The sequence below is a fragment of the Pseudomonas bubulae genome, assembly GCF_037023725.1.
Lineage (GTDB): Bacteria > Pseudomonadota > Gammaproteobacteria > Pseudomonadales > Pseudomonadaceae > Aquipseudomonas > Aquipseudomonas bubulae.
The window spans coordinates 10,001-28,578 of sequence record NZ_CP146077.1; the positions used below are offsets into that span (position 1 = coordinate 10,001).

Consider the following 18,578-nt stretch of genomic DNA (forward strand, 5'->3'; position numbering starts at 1 on the left):
GTCAGTATCAGTCCAGGTAGTCGCCTTCGCCACTGGTGTTCCTTCCTATATCTACGCATTTCACCGCTACACAGGAAATTCCACTACCCTCTACCATACTCTAGCTTGCCAGTTTTGGATGCAGTTCCCAGGTTGAGCCCGGGGATTTCACATTCAACTTAACAAACCACCTACGCGCGCTTTACGCCCAGTAATTCCGATTAACGCTTGCACCCTCTGTATTACCGCGGCTGCTGGCACAGAGTTAGCCGGTGCTTATTCTGTCGGTAACGTCAAGACAATCACGTATTAGGTAACTGCCCTTCCTCCCAACTTAAAGTGCTTTACAATCCGAAGACCTTCTTCACACACGCGGCATGGCTGGATCAGGCTTTCGCCCATTGTCCAATATTCCCCACTGCTGCCTCCCGTAGGAGTCTGGACCGTGTCTCAGTTCCAGTGTGACTGATCATCCTCTCAGACCAGTTACGGATCGTAGCCTTGGTGAGCCATTACCTCACCAACTAGCTAATCCGACCTAGGCTCATCTGATAGCGCAAGGCCCGAAGGTCCCCTGCTTTCTCCCGTAGGACGTATGCGGTATTAGCGTCCGTTTCCGAACGTTATCCCCCACTATCAGGCAGATTCCTAGGTATTACTCACCCGTCCGCCGCTCTCAAGAGAAGCAAGCTTCTCTCTACCGCTCGACTTGCATGTGTTAGGCCTGCCGCCAGCGTTCAATCTGAGCCATGATCAAACTCTTCAGTTCAAACATCTTTGGGTTTTTAAGAAACCCTAAACTTGGCTCAGCAATCGTTGGTTACATCTTTGATTTCTCGCGGAGTAACTTGTGATGCTGATAATCTTGCTGACTATCAGTCTGACTCCACAAGCACCCACACGAATTGCTTGATTCAATTGTTAAAGAGCGGTTGGTCAGCTATTCGCTGTACCGAGGCGCGCATTCTACAGCAGCCTCTGTTGCTGTCAAGCGGTTATTTTAAAATGTTTTCAAAGTTTCCTTTGTAACATCAACCACTTGCGCCTTCGATCTCTCGTTAGCGGGAGGCGAATTCTACAGCGTTACACGCTGCTGTCAACACCTCATTTCCTGCTTCGATGACTTGAAGCTGGCACTGCCAAAAACCATCCAACTCATTGAAACTCAAGGAGTTTTCCGTTTCGACTGCGCCGGAAGAGGTGCGAATTATAGGCCGTTTGAACCTCGGGTCAAGCACTAGTTTCACACTTCTGTCATATAGCCTTGAAAGGGGCCTAAAAGCAGAGGCCAGCCTGACGGCTGGCCTCTTTTCTTCTATAGGCTGCTATCGCCTGCCTTACAGACTCGGAAAGGCAAACTGAGAGGCTTCATGGCTGGCACGTTGCGGCCAACGTTGTGTGATCGCCTTGCGACGCGTGTAAAAGCGCACGCCATCCGGGCCATAGGCATGCAGGTCACCAAACAGCGAACGTTTCCAGCCGCCGAAGCTGTGGTAGGCAACAGGTACTGGCAACGGTACGTTAACCCCCACCATACCCACTTCAATCTCGTCGCAGAACAAACGGGCCGCCTCTCCATCACGGGTGAAAATGCAGGTACCGTTACCGTACTCGTGATCATTAATCAGTTGCATGGCCTCTTCCAGGCTCTTGACCCGCACGATGCACAATACCGGCCCGAAGATCTCTTCTTTATAGATACGCATCTCAGGTGTCACGCGATCAAACAGGCAGCCCCCCAGGAAGAAGCCTTCTTCATGCCCCTTGATACTCAACCCGCGACCATCGACCACCAACTGCGCACCTGCTGCTACGCCATCATCGACATAGCCACTGACCTTGTCCCGCGCCTGACCGGTAACCAGGGGGCCCATGTCCAGACCGCACGAAGTCCCCGCACCAATTTTCAGCGCTTTGATTTGAGGAACCAGTTTGGCCACCAGGGCATCTGCCACCTGATCACCGACGCACACTGCAACCGAGATGGCCATGCAACGCTCGCCGCACGAACCATACGCTGCGCCCATCAGTGCACTGACTGCGTTATCGAGATCCGCATCCGGCATCAACACTGCGTGGTTTTTCGCCCCACCCAGTGCCTGCACGCGCTTACCGCGTTTGGTGCCTTCGGCGTAGATGTACTCGGCGATCGGGGTCGAGCCAACAAAACTTAGCGCTTTCACTTCCGGCGCCTCGATCAGTGCATCAACAGCTGACTTGTCGCCGTGCACCACGTTCATAACCCCCTTGGGCAAACCAGCTTCTTGCAGCAGTTGAGCAATCAACAGTGTCGAGCTTGGATCACGCTCCGAGGGCTTAAGAATGAAACAGTTGCCGCACACGATCGCCAACGGGTACATCCACAACGGAACCATGGCCGGGAAGTTGAACGGTGTAATCCCTGCAACGACACCCAGTGGCTGGAAGTCCGACCAAGCATCAATATTCGGGCCTACGTTACGACTGTATTCGCCCTTCAAGATTTCCGGAGCCGAGCAAGCGTATTCGACGTTCTCGATCCCGCGCTTCAGTTCACCCGCAGCATCCTCCAGAGTCTTGCCATGCTCTTCGCTGATCAACTGCGAGATCCGCGCTTCGTTCTGCTCAAGCAATTGCTTGAAACGGAACATCACTTGGGCGCGCTTGGCAGGCGGGGTATTACGCCATGCCGGGAAGGCGGCCTTGGCTGCATCGATCGCCTGCTGGATTGTTTCACGGCTGGCCAGGGGAACCTGGTGGATCACTTTACCGGTGGACGGGTTATACACATCTGCGGTGCGCCCGGAATCGTTCAGCAACTCGCCATTGATCAGGTGTTGAATAGTGCTCATGGATGCTCCAGAAAGTTGTCCACAGGCGCGAACGCTGCGCGCCTGGGTGAATGCATTAAGTGTCGCTTCTATATAGAAGGATCAGTCGATCTGATTCAGCGCTTCGCCGACCGCATCGAACAAGCGATCCAGGTCTTGCGGCTTGCTGTTGAACGTTGGCCCGAACTGCAGGGTGTCGCCGCCGTAGCGCACGTAGAAACCGGCTTTCCACAGTTTCATCGCTGCATCGAACGGGCGCACAATTGCATCGCCATCACGCGGCGCAATCTGGATTGCACCCGCCAGGCCATAGTTGCGAATGTCGATGATGTTCTTCACGCCCTTCAAACCGTGCAATGCATTCTCAAAATGCGGTGCAACTTCAGCCACGCTCTGTACCAGGTTCTCTTTTTGCAATAGATCAAGCGCAGCAATACCCGCAGCACAGGCTACGGGGTGAGCCGAATAGGTATAGCCATGAGGGAATTCAACCGCGTACTCAGGCGTCGGCTGATTCATGAACGTGTGATAAATCTCGCTGGTAGCGATAACAGCCCCCATCGGAATCGCGCCGTTGGTGACTTGCTTGGCAATACACATCAAGTCAGGTGTCACGCCGAAGCTGTCAGCACCAAACATTGAGCCTGTACGACCAAAGCCAGTGATCACTTCATCGAACACCAACAGGATATTGTGCTGGTCGCAGATTTCCCGCAGACGTTTCAGATAACCCTGAGGCGGAACCAATACCCCCGCCGAGCCTGCCATCGGTTCTACAAAAACGGCAGCAATGTTCGACGCATCGTGCAATTCGATCAGCTTGAGCAGTTCATCGGCCAGGGCAATCCCGCCCTGCTCGGGCATGCCGCGAGAAAATGCGTTGCTTGCCAACAGGGTGTGGGGCAGATGATCCACATCCATCATTGCCTGGCCAAACAGTTTGCGGTTGCCGTTCACCCCACCCAGGCTGGTGCCTGCAATGTTCACTCCATGGTAGCCGCGGGCACGGCCAATCATTTTGGTTTTGCTCGACTGGCCTTTTAGACGCCAGTAGGCACGCACCATCTTCACCGCCGTGTCGGCACACTCCGACCCCGAGTCGGTGAAGAACACGTGATTGAGGTTGCCCGGCGTCAACTCGGTGATTTTTTCTGCCAGCTTGAAAGACAGCGGATGGCCGTACTGGAACGCCGGCGAGTAATCGAGGGTGCCCAATTGTCTGGCCACGGCTTCCTGGATTTCAGTACGGGTATGCCCTGCGCCGCAGGTCCAAAGACCTGACAGCGAATCGTAAATCTGCCGACCCTTATCATCCGTCAGATAACTGCCCTTGGCCGCGACGATAAAGCGCGGATCGCGATGGAAGTTACGGTTGGCAGTGTAAGGCATCCAGTGAGCATCCAGCTTGAGCTGGCTGGTCAGGTTCAATTCGGCATTTTCGGGCATGTTCATCAGCAAAACCTCGCAAGGCAAAAGCGGCGTGGGATGTTGAAAGCGTTGTTGCGCCTAAATTGCCACGGCTATAAAGTCCATGAAATCCAACTCTTCTAACCTTTAGTCAGGCATACACTAAACTATGAGCAGCCGTCGCCCCGATGCACTGGCCCAGGTCAGCGACTTTGATATTCGACTGCTGCGTATTTTTCGCAGCGTCGTGGAGTGCGGCGGCTTTTCGGCAGCAGAGACGGTACTGGGCATTGGCCGTTCTGCCATCAGCCAGCAGATGAGCGATCTTGAACAGCGCCTGGGTTTACGCCTGTGCCAACGTGGGCGAGCGGGTTTTTCACTGACAGAGGAAGGTCGTGAGGTCTACCACTCTGCGCTGCAATTACTCGGCGCACTTGAGAGCTTTCGTACCGAGGTCAACGGCCTTCACCAGCATTTGCGCGGCGAACTGACCATTGGCCTGACCGATAACCTGGTCACCCTGCCCCATATGCGTATCACCCATGCACTGGCCCAACTCAAGGAGCGTGGGCCTGATGTACAGATTCATATCCGCATGATCTCGCCCCATGAAGTTGAACAGGGTGTGCTCGACGGCCGCCTGCATGTGGGTGTGGTGCCCCAGGCCAGCACATTGTCCGGGCTTGAGTACCAGCCGCTCTACAGTGAGCGTTCACTGTTGTATTGCGCCGTAGGCCATCCGCTGTTTTATGTCGACGACAGGCAATTGGAAGATGCACGGTTGAATGCTCAGGATGCCATTGCCCCCACCTTTCGCCTGCCCTCGGATATCCAGGCCCACTACCAGGCGCTCAATTGCACCGCCAGCGCGTCGGATCGCGAAGGCATGGCCTTTTTGATTTTGACCGGGCGCTATATCGGTTACCTGCCCGACCATTACGCCAGCCTGTGGGTTCAGCAGGGCCGCTTGCGGGCACTGAAGGCAAAAACACGTTTCTACGATTTGAGCCTGGCATCGGTGACACGTAAAGGCCGGCGCCCGCATCTGGTCCTGGAAAGTTTCCTTGAGAGCCTGGAAGCGACGCGTTAACGTGAAAAACTTCGCTACACAAACAGGTTGCCCGGAGCGCCCATGACCCTTGAAGTTCCTGCCCATGACGGCAAGCCTCCCAGCCGTATCCGGCAGAAAAACGAAGAGGCCATTCTCAAGGCCGCCGAAGATGAGTTTGCCCGTCACGGCTTCAGAGGCACCAGCATGAACGCCATCGCCCTGAGTGCCGGGCTGCCAAAGGCCAATCTGCATTATTACTTCACCAACAAGCTAAGCCTGTATATCGCAGTACTGAGCAATATCATCGAGCTATGGGACCGTACCTTCAACGTTTTGACCGCTGACGATGACCCGGCCCAGGCCCTGACTCAGTATATCCGCGCAAAAATGGAGTTTTCCCGGCGACAGCCCCAGGCTTCGCGAGTGTTTGCGATGGAAATCATCAGTGGCGGGGCCTGCCTGACCGAGTATTTCTCACAAGACTACAGAGCTTGGTTTCAAGGTCGTGCAGCTGTGTTCCAGGCCTGGATAGATGCAGGCAAGATGGACCCGGTCGACCCGGTCCATCTGATTTTCCTGCTATGGGGCAGCACCCAGCATTACGCCGACTTTTCGACACAGATTTGCCGCGTAACGGGGCGCAAGCACCTGACCAAACAGGATATGCATGCGGCCTGCGACAACCTGATCCGTATCATTCTCAAAGGCTGCGGCCTGACGCCCGCAGTCTAAGCCTGGAACCGACATGCCTTCGACCCTCACGGGGCTTTGCGAGTACCGCGAAGAAATCCGTAAAAGCCGCTTTATTACTTTTGCTGCCCCCATCACCAGCGCCCAGCAGGCCCTCGAATTTATCGAGCAACACAGCGACCTGAATGCCTCGCACAATTGCTGGGCGTGGAAACTTGGTGGGCAGTACCGCAGCAGTGATGATGGCGAACCTGGCGGCACCGCGGGCCGCCCGATACTCTCGGCCATTGAAGCGCAGGACTGCGATCAGGTCGCGGTGCTGGTTATCCGCTGGTATGGCGGCATTCAGCTGGGCACCGGCGGCCTGGCTCGGGCCTATGGCGGTGGCGCTAACAAATGCCTGCAAAACGCCGAAAAACTGCCGTTGGTCAGCCGTATAGCACTCAGTTGCTCTTGCAGTTTCAGCGAGCTGGCATTGGTCAAACTGCGCCTGGGTGAACTCAACGGCCTGATCACCGGCGAAGCCTTCACTGCCAATGGCGTTGACCTGCAACTGGCGCTGGTCGAAGAACAGATTGCTCCCGCGCGACAGCTTTTAGCGGACCTTAGCCGCGGCAGGATCCTGCTGCATCGTGACGCTGTCGAGCCAGCCCCATAAAAATGCTATTTTCCGACATCCATAGTTGCCCACAGTCACTGTGCACCCACCTGTGGATAACCTGAGCACATGCGGCCACAGCCCTTGTGTGCTGGGGGGCTTGAAGCACTTGTACGATTTTTAACCAACTCATATCAACTTTGTAGAGGACGCTACTCATGACCGCAAAAAAAGCACTGATCATCGGAGCTTCACGTGGCCTGGGCCTGGGTCTGGTCAAGGAGTTGCTTGCCGATGGCTGGGACGTAACCGCCACTGTGCGCCACCCACAAAAAGCCGATGCCCTGAAGGCATTGGGGCCGGTGCGCATCGAACAACTGGACATGAACAATCAACAGGCGATCAAGGCATTGGGCAATACCTTGCACAATGAAGTCTTCGATCTGCTGTTTATCAATGCCGGGGTCAAAGGCCCGGACGACCAGCTGTCGGGCAATGCAACGCTGGCCGAGGTGGGGCAGCTGTTTTTCACCAACAGCGTGGCACCGATCAATGTGGCCCGGGAGTTTGTCAGCCGGATCCGTAAGGACAGTGGCGTACTGGCATTTATGAGCTCAGTACTCGGCAGTGTCACTCAACCTGATGCCCCCGAAATGGCCCTCTACAAGGCCAGCAAAGCGGCTCTCAACTCGATGACCAATACCTTTGTACTGTATGAACTGGGCGACAATAACCCGACTGTGCTGTCCATGCACCCGGGCTGGGTAAAAACCGATATGGGCGGCGAAGGCGCCGACATTGATGTCGAAACCAGCACCCGTGGCCTGGTGGCACAGGTCAAGGCATTTGCCGGAAAAGGCGGCCATCACTTTATCGACTACAAGGGCCAGACGATTCCCTGGTAGGCAGCCTGCGACAAATGGCGGGGGAATTGTGCCCCCTCCGACCTGTAGAATGTCGCCATCTGTACCCGATTTGATGAGAAAACCTTTTATGTATGACTGGCTGAACGCCCTGCCAAAAGCTGAACTGCACATGCATCTGGAGGGTTCCCTGGAACCCGAGTTGCTGTTTTCGCTGGCCGAGCGCAACAAGATCGCCCTGCCCTGGAACGACGTTGAAACCCTGCGCAAGGCGTATGCCTTCAACAACCTGCAAGAATTCCTCGATCTTTATTACAAAGGCGCCGACGTACTGCGTACCTCCCAGGACTTCTACGACCTGACCTGGGCCTACCTGTTGCGCTGTAAAGAACAGAACGTCATTCACACAGAACCCTTCTTCGACCCGCAAACCCACACCGATCGTGGCGTGCCGTTTGAAGTCGTGCTCAATGGCATTGCCAGCGCACTTAAAGATGGCGAGCAGCAACTGGGTATCACCAGCGGCCTGATCCTCAGCTTCCTGCGCCATTTGAGCGAAGAAGAAGCAGAAAAGACCCTCGATATGGCCCTGCCATTTCGCGATGCCTTTGTCGCCGTTGGCCTCGACAGTTCAGAAATGGGCCACCCACCGAGCAAGTTTGTGCGCGTATTCGACCGCGCCCGTGATGAAGGCTTCCTGACCGTTGCCCACGCGGGTGAAGAAGGCCCGCCGGAGTACATCTGGCAAGCCCTGGACTTGCTCAAGATCCAGCGTATCGACCATGGCGTGCGCGCCATTGAAGACGAACGTCTGATGCAACGCATCATCGACGAGCAGATCCCGTTGACCGTATGCCCGTTGTCCAACACCAAACTCTGTGTGTTTGATCACATGTCGCAACACAACATTCTCGACATGCTTGAGCGTGGCGTAAAAGTGACCGTCAACTCTGATGACCCGGCCTACTTTGGCGGTTATATGACTGAGAACTTCCACGCGCTATACACCGATCTGGGCATGACCCAGGACCAGGCCAAACGCCTGGCGCAAAACGGTCTGGATGCGCGGTTGGTCAAGCCGTAACACGCGGTCTCCCCTGTGGGAACGGGCTTGCCCACGATGGCATCAACTCGATCAGGCAGACACACCTGATTGTCAGCATCGCGAGCAAGCCCGCTCCCACAGACATTTGAAACTGCAACACCGTCACTACCACAGCAGTTTTACTGTTTCCCCGGGTACAACTTGCTCAACATCGCACAGCGCTCACTGAGCATGTCGCGCAAGAGCCGCACCGGTTTACTCAATTGCGCCCGGTGACCACACAGCAGATTCAGCGGCGCCCGCTCGCACATCAGCCCCGGCAGTAACACCTTGAGCCGCCCGCTCTGCACATCTCCCGCCACATCCAGCCACGACTTGTAGGCAATGCCCTGCCCGGCAACCGCCCACAAGCGCACCACGTCGGCATCATCGCTGAAACGATTGCCGCTTACCGTCAGCCCCAGTTCGCGCTTGCCGTCATTGAATTGCCAATGGTCGTGAACCCGCGTGCCGAGCATGTACAACAGGCAATTGTGTTGCAGCAACTGCTCAAGCTGACGCGGCTCGCCCTTGCGCGCCAGGTAGTCGGGGGACGCACACAGCACCCGGCGGTTATCCGGGGCCACCGGCAGCGCCACCAGGCTGGAGTCTTCCGGCTCGCCGTAACGCAAGGCGATATCCACAGGCTGGCGGAACAGGTCGGCAATCCGGTCACCCAATAACAGGCGCACGGTGAGTTGCGGATGCTCACGCTGGAACTCATCCAGCCAGGGCAGCAACAGATTACGGCCGAAGTCTGAAGGTGCCGACAGTTGCAACACTCCGCTAACCTGATCTTGCCCACGCGCCAACAAGCGTCGCCCCTCATCGAGGCTAGCGAGTGCCGTACGCGCATATTCAAGAAAGCCTTCGCCTTCGGCCGTCAGACGCAAACTTCGGGTTGAACGCGCCAGCAGGCGCGCGCCCAGTTGAGCTTCTATCCGTTTGAGAGCAGCGCTGGCCACCGCCGGGGACATATCCATCACCCGGGCCGCCGCAGACAAACTGCCCAAGTCAGCCGCGTGAACGAACAATTGCAGATCATCGAAACGCAGCATTCACAATCCACCCGACCATTATCAATAAAAAATTGAAAGAGACTGCTGTTTTAGCCGGTTTTATCGCGCGGTGAAATAGCCAATTATCACTGCCAGTTTCTTAATCATCTTCAGGACATGTCCCATGAAAGCTGTCGCCTACTACCACTCGTTACCGATTCAAGACCCGCTGGCCCTGCAAGATATCGAGTTGCCAGAGCCGGTGGCCGGCCCCCGGGATTTGCTGGTCGAGGTCAAAGCCATTTCCGTAAACCCGGTGGACACCAAAGTGCGCCAGAACGTGCAGCCCGAGGCCGACACTGCCAAGGTACTGGGCTGGGATGTGGCCGGTGTGGTCAAGGCCGTCGGCAGTGAAGTCAGCTTGTTCAAGGTCGGCGACAAGGTCTTTTATGCAGGCTCCATTGCCCGTGCCGGGGCCAACAGTGAACGTCATGTAGTGGATGAACGCATCGTCGGGCATATGCCCAAAAGCCTCGATTTCGCACAGGCCGCAGCGTTGCCGTTGACCGCCATCACTGCCTGGGAGTTGTTGTTTGAGCGCCTTGGCGTCAACGAGGGCAAGACCGACGAGCAACAAAGCCTGCTGATCGTCGGCGCGGCGGGTGGTGTGGGTTCAATCCTGACGCAACTGGCCAGCCAACTGACTGCGCTCAAGGTGATTGGTAGCGCATCTCGCCCTGAAACCCAGGCCTGGGTCCGTGAGCTGGGCGCCGATCTGGTTATCGACCACAGCCAGCCGCTGAGCGAAGAACTCAAGCGTCACGGCATCGACGCCGTCACCCATGTTGCCAGCCTGACCCAGACTGACCAGCATCTCGATCAGTTGGTAGAAGCACTGGCACCACAGGGCAAACTGGCGCTGATTGATGATCCCAAGGCGCTGGATATCACCAAACTCAAACGCAAGAGCCTGTCACTGCACTGGGAGTTCATGTACACCCGCTCGCTGTTCCAGACCCCGGACATGATCGAGCAACATCTCCTGCTCAATCGTGTCGCCGGGCTGATCGATGCGGGCACCCTGCGTACCACGGTCGGCGAGCACTTTGGCAGCATCAATGCCGCCAACCTGCGCCGCGCCCATGCACTGCTGGAAAGCGGCAAGGCCAAGGGCAAGATTGTGCTCGAAGGCTTCTGAGAGGACGTCTGACGGGACCCATGTGGTCATTTTTTAACCGTCAGTCAGAGACTTGATTCCGGGCATTTTAATCAAAGTTTTTCGGCATACACTGGCCTCCTTTGCGAACCGAAGGAGGCCAGTCATGAAAATCCTGATAAAAGCGCTAGCAAGATCCCGCGACTGCAAATGGCAGGTGCAAATCGACCAGCAAGCCGTCAACTTTCGCAGCGAGGCCGAGGCCCGGGCCTTTGTCGACAAGCTGCAATCGCGCCTGCATGCCCCGCACCGCCTGCCCGAACGTTTGGCTGGCTGAATCAGACCGGCTGCTGAGCGGCGATCCGTGCGGTGTACAGGCGCCGGGTCGCCACTGCCAGGCCCACTGCCACAAGCCCGCACAGGGTGATGACCATCGCCATTGGCATTGCGCTGCCGTCGTGCAATACCCCCACCAGTGATGCCGCCCCCGCCGCCACGCTGAACTGCAAACAACCCAGCATCGCCGAGGCACTGCCGGCGCGCGCGCCCTGCCCGCTCATGGCGCAGGCCGAGGCATTGGGAATGATGCAGCCCAGGCTGGCAATGCAGATAAACAGCGGCACCAGCAGCGGCCACAGTTGTTCGGTATGCAAACTGCTGACGCCCAGCAAGGCCAGACCCGCCGCCAGATACACCCACACCATGCGCGACAGCAAAAAGGCCGGGCCACGCTTGGCCAGCAGGCGGGCGTTCAACTGCGCCACCAGGATAAAGCCGGCCGCGTTGGTGCCGAACAACCAGCCGTAATGCTCGGCAGGCACGCCATAGAGTTTGATAAATACGAAAGGTGAACCCGCGATGTAGGCAAACATCCCGGCCATTGCGATCCCCCCCGTCAGGGCATGGCCAAGGAACTCGCGATCCTTGAGCAACCGCCCGTACTGGCGCAATGCCCCCGACAGCGGCTGACGTGGCACGTTGGCCGGCAGGCTTTCAGGCAAGCCAAGCGCTACGGCCGTTGCCGCCAATGCGCTGAACACCGTCAACACCAGGAAAATCGATTGCCAGCCATACAGGTTGACCAGCAACCCACCCAACATCGGCGCCAGGATTGGCGCCAGGCCCATAACCAGCATCAATTGTGAAAACACTTTGGCCGACTGCACCGCGTCGCATTTGTCACTGACAATTGCCCGCGAAAGGACCATGCCCGCACAGCCGCCAAGGGCCTGGACAAACCGGGCACCAATCAGCCACTCCAGGGTCGGCGCAAAGGCGCATGCCAGTGACGCGACAGTGAATAGCCCGACGCCCACCAGCAGCGGCACGCGCCGGCCGAAGCGGTCCGCTACCGGGCCATAGGCCAGCTGACCGATGGACAGGCCCAGAAAGTACACGGCCAGCGTCAGTTGTATCTGGGTTTCGTCGGTTGCAAAGGCTTGTGCCATCGCCGGGAAGCCGGGCAGGTAAAAGTCGATCGCCAAAGGACCGAAGGCACTCAGGGCGCCAAGAATCAAGATTGTTCGAAGGTTCATCAGGTATCCAGGGATCAGGCTGCGGTTAGCGCAAGCTGACAGTTTAGCTGTGGTTATCGACCCTGAACATTAAGTTAGCGAGCTAGCTAATAAATCACCTTGAACCCGTCCTGAAACAACACCGCCGTAGCAGCTGCCGAGGAACGAGGCTGCGTTCGGCGGCGCAGCCGTCGTAAGTCTGACATTGCGGTGCGCCAGTCAGAACTTGCTCTTAGCATTCACGACGACTACGTCGCCGGACGCAGCCTCGCTCCTCGGCAGCTGCTACATACAGGTTTAGTGCGCCGTGCGCGCCTCAAACCCGGCATTGGTGATCACGTCGATAATTTGCAACGGTGATACGTTGCTGTCCACCTTGACGGTTTTGCTCGCCAGGTCCACTTCAACCTTCGCGTCTTTATCCACCGTCTGCACCGCACGGGTCACCGCGCCCACACAGCCACCACAGGTCATACCGTCTACCTTGAACGTTTGCATGATTACGCCTCCTGTTTGAGATATGCCTACAGCTTTGACCTTGCCATCGTGGCAAGGTCAAGCCCGTTGTTTCACGCGCTGACTGGCAATCCATCCCGTGCTCGGCCAAGCTGCAAGCCTTGCGATTTGATAACAGGATACTTAGCCATGCGCTGGACCGCTTTGAGCCTAGTCAGCCTTTTGGGTCTTGCCAGTGTGCCGCTGTGGGCAAATGCCGATCAGGACTACGGAGTGCTGATCATTTCCCGCGAACGCCTTGAGGTGCCGACCAACTGCGAAGTGGGTGTGTACATCGACGACCAACTGGCCGGGCGATTGTTTCAGGAGCAGGCCCTGGCCTTTAACCTGCCGCCCGCCAGCGTCGATATCCGCCTCAAGCTGCTCCCCGGGCAAGCCCCCGGCTGCCTGCCCGGCATGCTGGTGCCGCCCGCGCAGCAGTTCACCCTGAAGGCCGGGGATGTGCGCAAATACCGCATCGCCCTGGGTAAACAGGGTATGTACCTCAAGCCCGCCAAACTGGAATATTGAGCGGCAAACAACGAACAGCAAGAAGCCTTGACCTTGCCATGGGGTCAAGGTCGATTCTATGGATAGATAACTTCTTGAGGAGGACTGCTCGTGCCCACCCAATTCGATCTGCCGATTGATGGCATGACCTGTGCCAGCTGTGCAGGGCGTGTGGAAAAATCCCTGGCCAAAGTGCCCGGTGTACGTTCGGTCAGCGTCAACCTGGCCACTGAACAGGCCCGTATCGAAGCGCCTGCCGAGAGCCTGCCGGCACTGGTCGAGGCTGTGCAACAGGCAGGCTATAGCGTGCCCGCCCACAGCCTGGAACTGGATATCAGCGGCATGACCTGCGCCTCGTGCGCAGGGCGCGTAGAAAAAGCCCTGGCCAAGGTGCCCGGGGTCAAGAGCGTCAGCGTCAACCTCGCCACCGAGCGGGCCCATGTCGAATTGCTCGGCCAGGTTGATCCGGGTTTACTGCTGAACGCGGTCACCCAGGCCGGTTATGGTGCCAGCCTGCACCAGAGTGAAAAAACCACCGAAGACGATCAGCAAAAACGCCTGCACCGTGAACGCTGGGCGCTGACCCTGGCTATCGTACTGGCGCTGCCGCTGGTGCTGCCGATGCTGCTTGCGCCTTTTGGCATCCATTGGATGCTGCCCGCCTGGGCCCAGTTTGTATTGGCGACCCCGGTGCAGTTTGTTCTGGGCGCACGTTTTTATGTGGCCGCGTGGAAAGCCGTCAAGGCCGGCGCGGGCAATATGGACTTGCTGGTCGCCCTGGGCACCAGTGCCGGTTATGGCCTGAGCCTGTATGAATGGGCCATCGCCGAACCCGGCAGCATGCCCCATCTGTATTTCGAGGCCTCGGCGGTTGTGATCGCCCTGGTGCTGCTGGGCAAATATCTCGAAAGCCGTGCCAAGCGCCAGACCGCCAGCGCCATCCGCGCCCTTGAAGCCCTTCGCCCCGAACGCGCCTTGCGCATGGTCGACGGCCAGGAACAGGATGTCGCCATCAGTGATTTGCGTCTCAATGATCTGGTGCTGGTCAAACCCGGCGAGCGGTTCCCGGTGGATGGCGAAGTCGTCGAAGGCCAAAGCCATGCCGACGAGGCCCTGATCAGTGGCGAAAGCCTGCCGGTGCCGAAACAGCCTGGGGATAAAGTCACCGGCGGCGCCATCAATGGCGAAGGTCGCTTGATTATCAAGACCATGGCCCTGGGGACGGAGACCGTACTGGCGCGCATTATCCGCCTGGTAGAGGACGCGCAGTCCGCCAAGGCGCCGATCCAGAAACTGGTGGACAAGGTCAGCCAGGTATTTGTCCCGGTGGTGCTGCTGATCGCCCTTGCCACCCTGCTCGGCTGGTGGCTCTACGGCGCGCCGATTGAAACAGCATTGATCAACGCTGTGGCGGTACTGGTAATTGCCTGCCCTTGTGCCCTGGGCCTGGCGACCCCCACTGCAATCATGGCCGGCACCGGCGTTGCAGCCCGCCACGGGATTCTGATCAAGGACGCCGAAGCCCTCGAACGCGCCCACGAAGTCAGTGCCGTGGTTTTCGACAAAACCGGCACCCTGACTTCAGGCACGCCGCAAATTGCTCACTTCAGCGCACTCGATGGCGATGAAGCGCACTTGCTGCAAGCCGCCGGTGCCCTGCAGCGGGGCAGCGAACACCCGCTGGCCAAGGCCGTACTGGATGCTTGCGCGGCGCGTGATTTAAAAGTGCCGGACGTTACCGACAGCCAGTCGCTGACCGGCCGCGGTATTGCCGGCACCCTGGAAGGCCGTCGCCTGGCCCTGGGCAACCGCCGCCTGCTGGAAGAAACCGGTCTCAATCCGGGCTCGCTCGCCGCATCGGCCAGCGCCTGGGAAACCGAAGGTCGCACCCTGTCCTGGCTGATCGAACAAAGCCCGCAGCCCCAAGTGCTGGGCCTGTTCGCCTTTGGTGACACACTCAAGCCCGGTGCCCAGTCGGCCATCGCCCAGCTCAATGCCCGTCATATCAGCAGTCACCTGTTGACCGGCGACAACCGCGGCAGTGCCAAAGTAGTGGCCGAGGCCCTGGGAATCAGCGATGTTCACGCCGAAGTGTTGCCCGCCGACAAGGCCGCGACCGTGGCCGAACTGAAAAAAACCGGTGTAGTGGCCATGGTCGGCGACGGTATCAACGACGCCCCGGCACTGGCCGCGGCCGATATCGGTATCGCCATGGGCGGTGGCACCGATGTGGCCATGCACGCAGCGGGCATCACTCTGATGCGCGGCGACCCGCGGTTGGTACCGGCAGCACTGGAGATCAGCCGCAAGACCTACGCCAAAATCCGGCAAAACCTGTTTTGGGCATTTATCTACAATGTGATCGGCATTCCGTTGGCTGCTTTCGGCTTTTTGAACCCTGTGCTGGCAGGCGCGGCCATGGCTTTTTCCAGTGTCAGCGTGGTCAGCAATGCGTTGCTGCTCAAATTCTGGAAGCCCAGGGATCTTGAATAAGGAGGCGTCATGAATATCGGCCAGGCCGCCAGACACAGCGGCTTGAGCGCCAAGATGATTCGTTATTACGAATCCATCGGTCTGCTCAAACCCGCGCAACGCAGTGACAGCGGCTACCGCCTTTACAGCGATGACGACCTGCATACCCTTGCGTTTATCAAACGCTCGCGGGACCTGGGGTTTTCGCTGGAAGAGGTCGGCAAGCTGCTGACCCTGTGGCAGGATCGCCAGCGCGCCAGCGGCGATGTGAAGGCACTGGCGCGCCAGCATATTGAAGAGTTGAACCAGAAGATCGCCGAGCTGAGCAGCCTGCGCGACACCTTGCAGGATCTGGTCGAAAGCTGTCAGGGCGACCACCGCCCTGACTGCCCGATCCTCAAGGACCTGGAGTCAGGCCCATGCTGCACCGTAAAGACATGATCATCTGCATGATCTGCTGATAAACCTGTGGGAGCGGGCTTGCTCGCGATTCAAGCGCCAAGGTGTATCTGGCTGACCAAGGTGATGCCATCGCGAGCAAGCCCCGCTCCCACAGGAACGTTAATCAGAAAGCTGTCAGCAGCACTTTAGCCAGCATCAGCACGCCAATCACCGCACACAGCCCCGCGAATCCCTGCTGTAGCCACTGGGCCGAGACGTGCGGGGCAATCACCCGCCCGGCAATCATTCCGGCCAGGGTGGCGCCAATAAATATCACGCCTTCATTCGACAGGCTCACGCCCTGGCTCATCAGATTGCCCAAGGTGCCCAGCGATACCAGCGCCACCACCATCAAGGACGTGGACACCACGGCGTGGATACGCACGTCACTGAACTTGCGAAATGCCGGCACGATCAAGAACCCGCCGCCCACACTCAATAACCCCGTCAGCAACCCCGAGGTAGCACCAATGGATACCAGGGTCATGCTGCAGCGGGCATTCCAGGTCAGTCGCCCGGTTGCAGGGTTGAGCATGCAGTTTTTTTCCAGTACCCCCAGGCTGCCGTCATCGCGGGCATCCGCCCGGGCCTGCAGGAACATGCGCACTGAGACAAACATCATCACCGCGCTGAACATCAACACCAGCACCTTGGCCGGCATCAACCGGGCAAGGTGCAGCCCGATGGGCGAGGTGGTCGAGCCGACCAGCGCCATCAACGCCGCTGCCTTGTAGCGCACCAGCCCCTTGCGCAGGCCATCCAGCGCCCCCAGTGCCGCTGCCGTGCCTACGGCCAGCAACGCCACCGGTGTCGCTTGCGCCAGGGTCCAGCCCAGCCCCAGAGTCAGCGCCGGGATGGCCAGGATGCCGCCACCGGCACCGGTCAGCCCAAGCACCAACCCCACCAGCATGCCAAATAAAATAATCAACATGGTCAGGGTCAATCCGGCTTGCAGTCAGTGAACCACTCGCGGCCTTTGAGCATGCCTTGCCAGTAAAACCACGGCAGCAATGTGGCCTTGAGCAGCCACGCCGATTTGCGGGGTACGGTCGGGTCCAGGGGAAAGGTGGGTAGCAGTTTGCCGCCATAGCCGAATTCAGCCAGGATCACCTTGCCGTTTTCCACGGTCAGCGGGCAGGAGCCATAGCCGTCATAACGCTTGGGCAAGGTCACGCCCTTGCGCAGTGCGAGCAGATTTTCGGCCACCACGACCACTTGCTTGCGGGTTGCCGCCGCGGTCTTGGCATTGGGTGTATTGCACACATCGCCCAGGGCGAAGATTTCGGGGTAGCGTGGATGTTGCAGGGTCGCCGGATCGGTCTCGAACCAGCCCGCCTTGTCCGCCAGTTCACTGCGGCGGATCACATCGGGCGCCTGCTGCGGTGGTACCACATGCAGCAGGTCGAAGGTTTTAGCAACACAAGTCACACCGCCCTTGGCATCAGTCACATCAAACCAGGCCGTTCTGGCGGGACCGTCAACCTTGACCAGATTGGACTGGAAGGCCAATTGAGCCTTGTAGGCTTCAACGTACTTCATCAGCGGCGGGACAAAAGCCGGCACGCCAAACAACACCGCCCCCGCCAGGTTGAACTCCACCTTGATAGCGTCCAGAGCACCGCGTTTGCGCCAATGATCGCAGGCCAGATACATGGCTTTTTGCGGCGCACCCGCACACTTGATCGGCATGCCCGGCTGGGTAAACAGTGCCTTGCCGCCCTTCAGGCTGCGCACCAGTTCCCAGGTATAGGGCGCCAGATCGTGACGATAGTTGGAGGTCACGCCATTCTTGCCCAGGGTTTCTTCAAGGCCCTCGATATTTTCCCAGGCCAGTTCCAGCCCCGGGCAAACGATCAGTTGCTGGTAACCCAGCTCGCTGCCATCGCTGAGCAGCACAACCTTGCGCTGCGGAGCAAAGGCACACAGCGACGCCTTGACCCACACAGCACCTTTGGGCATGACCGCAACGGTGGGGCGAACCGTGTTTTTGATATCGTAGGCCCCTCCCCCGACCAGCGTCCAGGCGGGCTGGTAATAGTGTTCGGTGCTGGGCTCGATCACGGCGATACGCAAGGCCGGGTTACGCTTCAACAGGCTGGCCGACACCGAAATACCGGCCGAGCCACCGCCCACCACGACCACATCGTACTGCCTGGCCTCACGCGTGCCCTGGGTGGCCGCTTCAAAAAGCTTGGCAGAGCGATTGCCCGTGCGGCAGTACGCCAGCACCGGTTTGGGCAACTCGTCGAGCAGTTCACGCAATTGCTGCACCTGCCCGGGTGTTGCGCCGCTGGTCGCTACTGGCAGATAGGCAAAGCTCAGCCCCAGGGCCTGCGCGGCCTGTTGCATCGCGGTGTGTTCGGGTTGCTCAGGCCCGCCTTCATGGTCGGGGCGGTTGCAGATCACGCTGGCAAAACCCAGCGCAGCCAAGGATTGGAGATCAGACTGCTCGATCTGACCGGTCACGGAAAATGACGCGTCGATTCGCTTGATGCTTTGCTCCATTGAGC

The 18,578-nt window shown here is 58.3% G+C and carries 17 protein-coding genes and 1 rRNA gene (1 of these 18 cut by a window edge); 10 read left to right on the forward strand and 8 right to left on the reverse strand.

The window, feature by feature from the left end; translation table 11 throughout:
• The 3 genes from V6L81_RS00150 to V6L81_RS00160 form a co-directional block, all read right to left on the reverse strand.
• Positions 1-748 (reverse strand): 16S ribosomal RNA (locus tag V6L81_RS00150) (it extends 789 nt beyond the left edge of the window).
• A gap of 568 nt (positions 749-1,316) precedes the next feature.
• Positions 1,317-2,810, reverse strand: a complete 1,494-nt coding sequence (locus V6L81_RS00155; protein ID WP_095001080.1) for a CoA-acylating methylmalonate-semialdehyde dehydrogenase — start codon at positions 2,808-2,810, stop codon at positions 1,317-1,319.
• Positions 2,811-2,891: 81 nt separating this feature from the next.
• Positions 2,892-4,241, reverse strand: coding sequence for an aspartate aminotransferase family protein (locus V6L81_RS00160; protein ID WP_095001079.1), 1,350 nt, complete (start codon positions 4,239-4,241; stop codon positions 2,892-2,894).
• Positions 4,242-4,365: 124 nt separating this feature from the next.
• On the opposite strand from V6L81_RS00160, the gene V6L81_RS00165 reads away from it, so the two are divergent.
• The 5 genes from V6L81_RS00165 to V6L81_RS00185 all read left to right on the forward strand — a co-directional run bounded on the left by V6L81_RS00165 (position 4,366) and on the right by V6L81_RS00185 (position 8,482).
• Positions 4,366-5,286 carry a LysR family transcriptional regulator gene (locus tag V6L81_RS00165; protein WP_095001078.1) on the forward strand — a complete coding sequence of 307 codons (921 nt, stop codon included), beginning with the start codon at positions 4,366-4,368 and terminating at the stop codon, positions 5,284-5,286.
• Positions 5,287-5,328: 42 nt separating this feature from the next.
• Positions 5,329-5,979 (forward strand): TetR/AcrR family transcriptional regulator, encoded by a 651-nt coding sequence (locus V6L81_RS00170; RefSeq protein ID WP_095019808.1) that lies wholly within the window; start codon positions 5,329-5,331, stop codon positions 5,977-5,979.
• 13 nt (positions 5,980-5,992) lie between these two features.
• Positions 5,993-6,595 carry a YigZ family protein gene (locus V6L81_RS00175; protein WP_095019807.1) on the forward strand — a complete coding sequence of 201 codons (603 nt, stop codon included), beginning with the start codon at positions 5,993-5,995 and terminating at the stop codon, positions 6,593-6,595.
• A 158-nt stretch (positions 6,596-6,753) separates the two neighbouring features.
• Positions 6,754-7,440: an SDR family oxidoreductase gene (locus tag V6L81_RS00180; RefSeq protein ID WP_095001075.1), complete on the forward strand. Its 687-nt coding sequence runs from the start codon at positions 6,754-6,756 to the stop codon at positions 7,438-7,440.
• 88 nt (positions 7,441-7,528) lie between these two features.
• On the forward strand, positions 7,529-8,482 hold the full coding sequence (locus V6L81_RS00185) for an adenosine deaminase (RefSeq protein ID WP_016783589.1): 954 nt from the start codon (positions 7,529-7,531) through the stop codon (positions 8,480-8,482).
• A 140-nt stretch (positions 8,483-8,622) separates the two neighbouring features.
• On the opposite strand, the gene V6L81_RS00190 is transcribed toward V6L81_RS00185, so the two are convergent.
• Positions 8,623-9,540, reverse strand: a complete 918-nt coding sequence (locus V6L81_RS00190) for a LysR family transcriptional regulator (protein ID WP_095001074.1) — start codon at positions 9,538-9,540, stop codon at positions 8,623-8,625.
• Between the two features lie 124 nt (positions 9,541-9,664).
• On the opposite strand from V6L81_RS00190, the gene V6L81_RS00195 reads away from it, so the two are divergent.
• Positions 9,665-10,678 (forward strand): zinc-binding alcohol dehydrogenase family protein, encoded by a 1,014-nt coding sequence (locus V6L81_RS00195; RefSeq protein WP_153400460.1) that lies wholly within the window; start codon positions 9,665-9,667, stop codon positions 10,676-10,678.
• A 124-nt stretch (positions 10,679-10,802) separates the two neighbouring features.
• Entirely contained in the window at positions 10,803-10,973 is a 171-nt protein-coding gene (locus V6L81_RS00200) for a sensor domain-containing protein (protein ID WP_130872246.1), read from the forward strand.
• Between the two features lies 1 nt (position 10,974).
• Here V6L81_RS00200 and V6L81_RS00205 read toward each other — a convergent pair whose 3' ends face one another.
• Entirely contained in the window at positions 10,975-12,171 is a 1,197-nt protein-coding gene (locus V6L81_RS00205; RefSeq protein WP_095019805.1) for a multidrug effflux MFS transporter, read from the reverse strand.
• Positions 12,172-12,447: 276 nt separating this feature from the next.
• Positions 12,448-12,648, reverse strand: coding sequence for a heavy-metal-associated domain-containing protein (locus V6L81_RS00210; protein ID WP_016783584.1), 201 nt, complete (start codon positions 12,646-12,648; stop codon positions 12,448-12,450).
• Positions 12,649-12,795: 147 nt separating this feature from the next.
• On the opposite strand from V6L81_RS00210, the gene V6L81_RS00215 reads away from it, so the two are divergent.
• The 3 genes from V6L81_RS00215 to cueR all read left to right on the forward strand — a co-directional run bounded on the left by V6L81_RS00215 (position 12,796) and on the right by cueR (position 16,068).
• Complete coding sequence (locus V6L81_RS00215) at positions 12,796-13,176, forward strand: hypothetical protein (protein WP_016783583.1); 381 nt, start codon at positions 12,796-12,798, stop codon at positions 13,174-13,176.
• 84 nt (positions 13,177-13,260) lie between these two features.
• A complete protein-coding gene (locus V6L81_RS00220; RefSeq protein ID WP_153380913.1) occupies positions 13,261-15,648 on the forward strand; it encodes a heavy metal translocating P-type ATPase in 2,388 nt (795 codons plus the stop codon).
• A 9-nt stretch (positions 15,649-15,657) separates the two neighbouring features.
• A complete protein-coding gene (cueR, locus tag V6L81_RS00225; RefSeq protein WP_095020831.1) occupies positions 15,658-16,068 on the forward strand; it encodes a Cu(I)-responsive transcriptional regulator in 411 nt (136 codons plus the stop codon).
• A gap of 124 nt (positions 16,069-16,192) precedes the next feature.
• Here cueR and V6L81_RS00230 read toward each other — a convergent pair whose 3' ends face one another.
• On the reverse strand, positions 16,193-16,999 hold the full coding sequence (locus V6L81_RS00230) for a sulfite exporter TauE/SafE family protein (RefSeq protein ID WP_095001069.1): 807 nt from the start codon (positions 16,997-16,999) through the stop codon (positions 16,193-16,195).
• 8 nt (positions 17,000-17,007) lie between these two features.
• Positions 17,008-18,573 (reverse strand): bifunctional protein tyrosine phosphatase family protein/NAD(P)/FAD-dependent oxidoreductase, encoded by a 1,566-nt coding sequence (locus tag V6L81_RS00235; RefSeq protein ID WP_095020830.1) that lies wholly within the window; start codon positions 18,571-18,573, stop codon positions 17,008-17,010.
• Positions 18,574-18,578 lie beyond the last annotated feature (5 nt).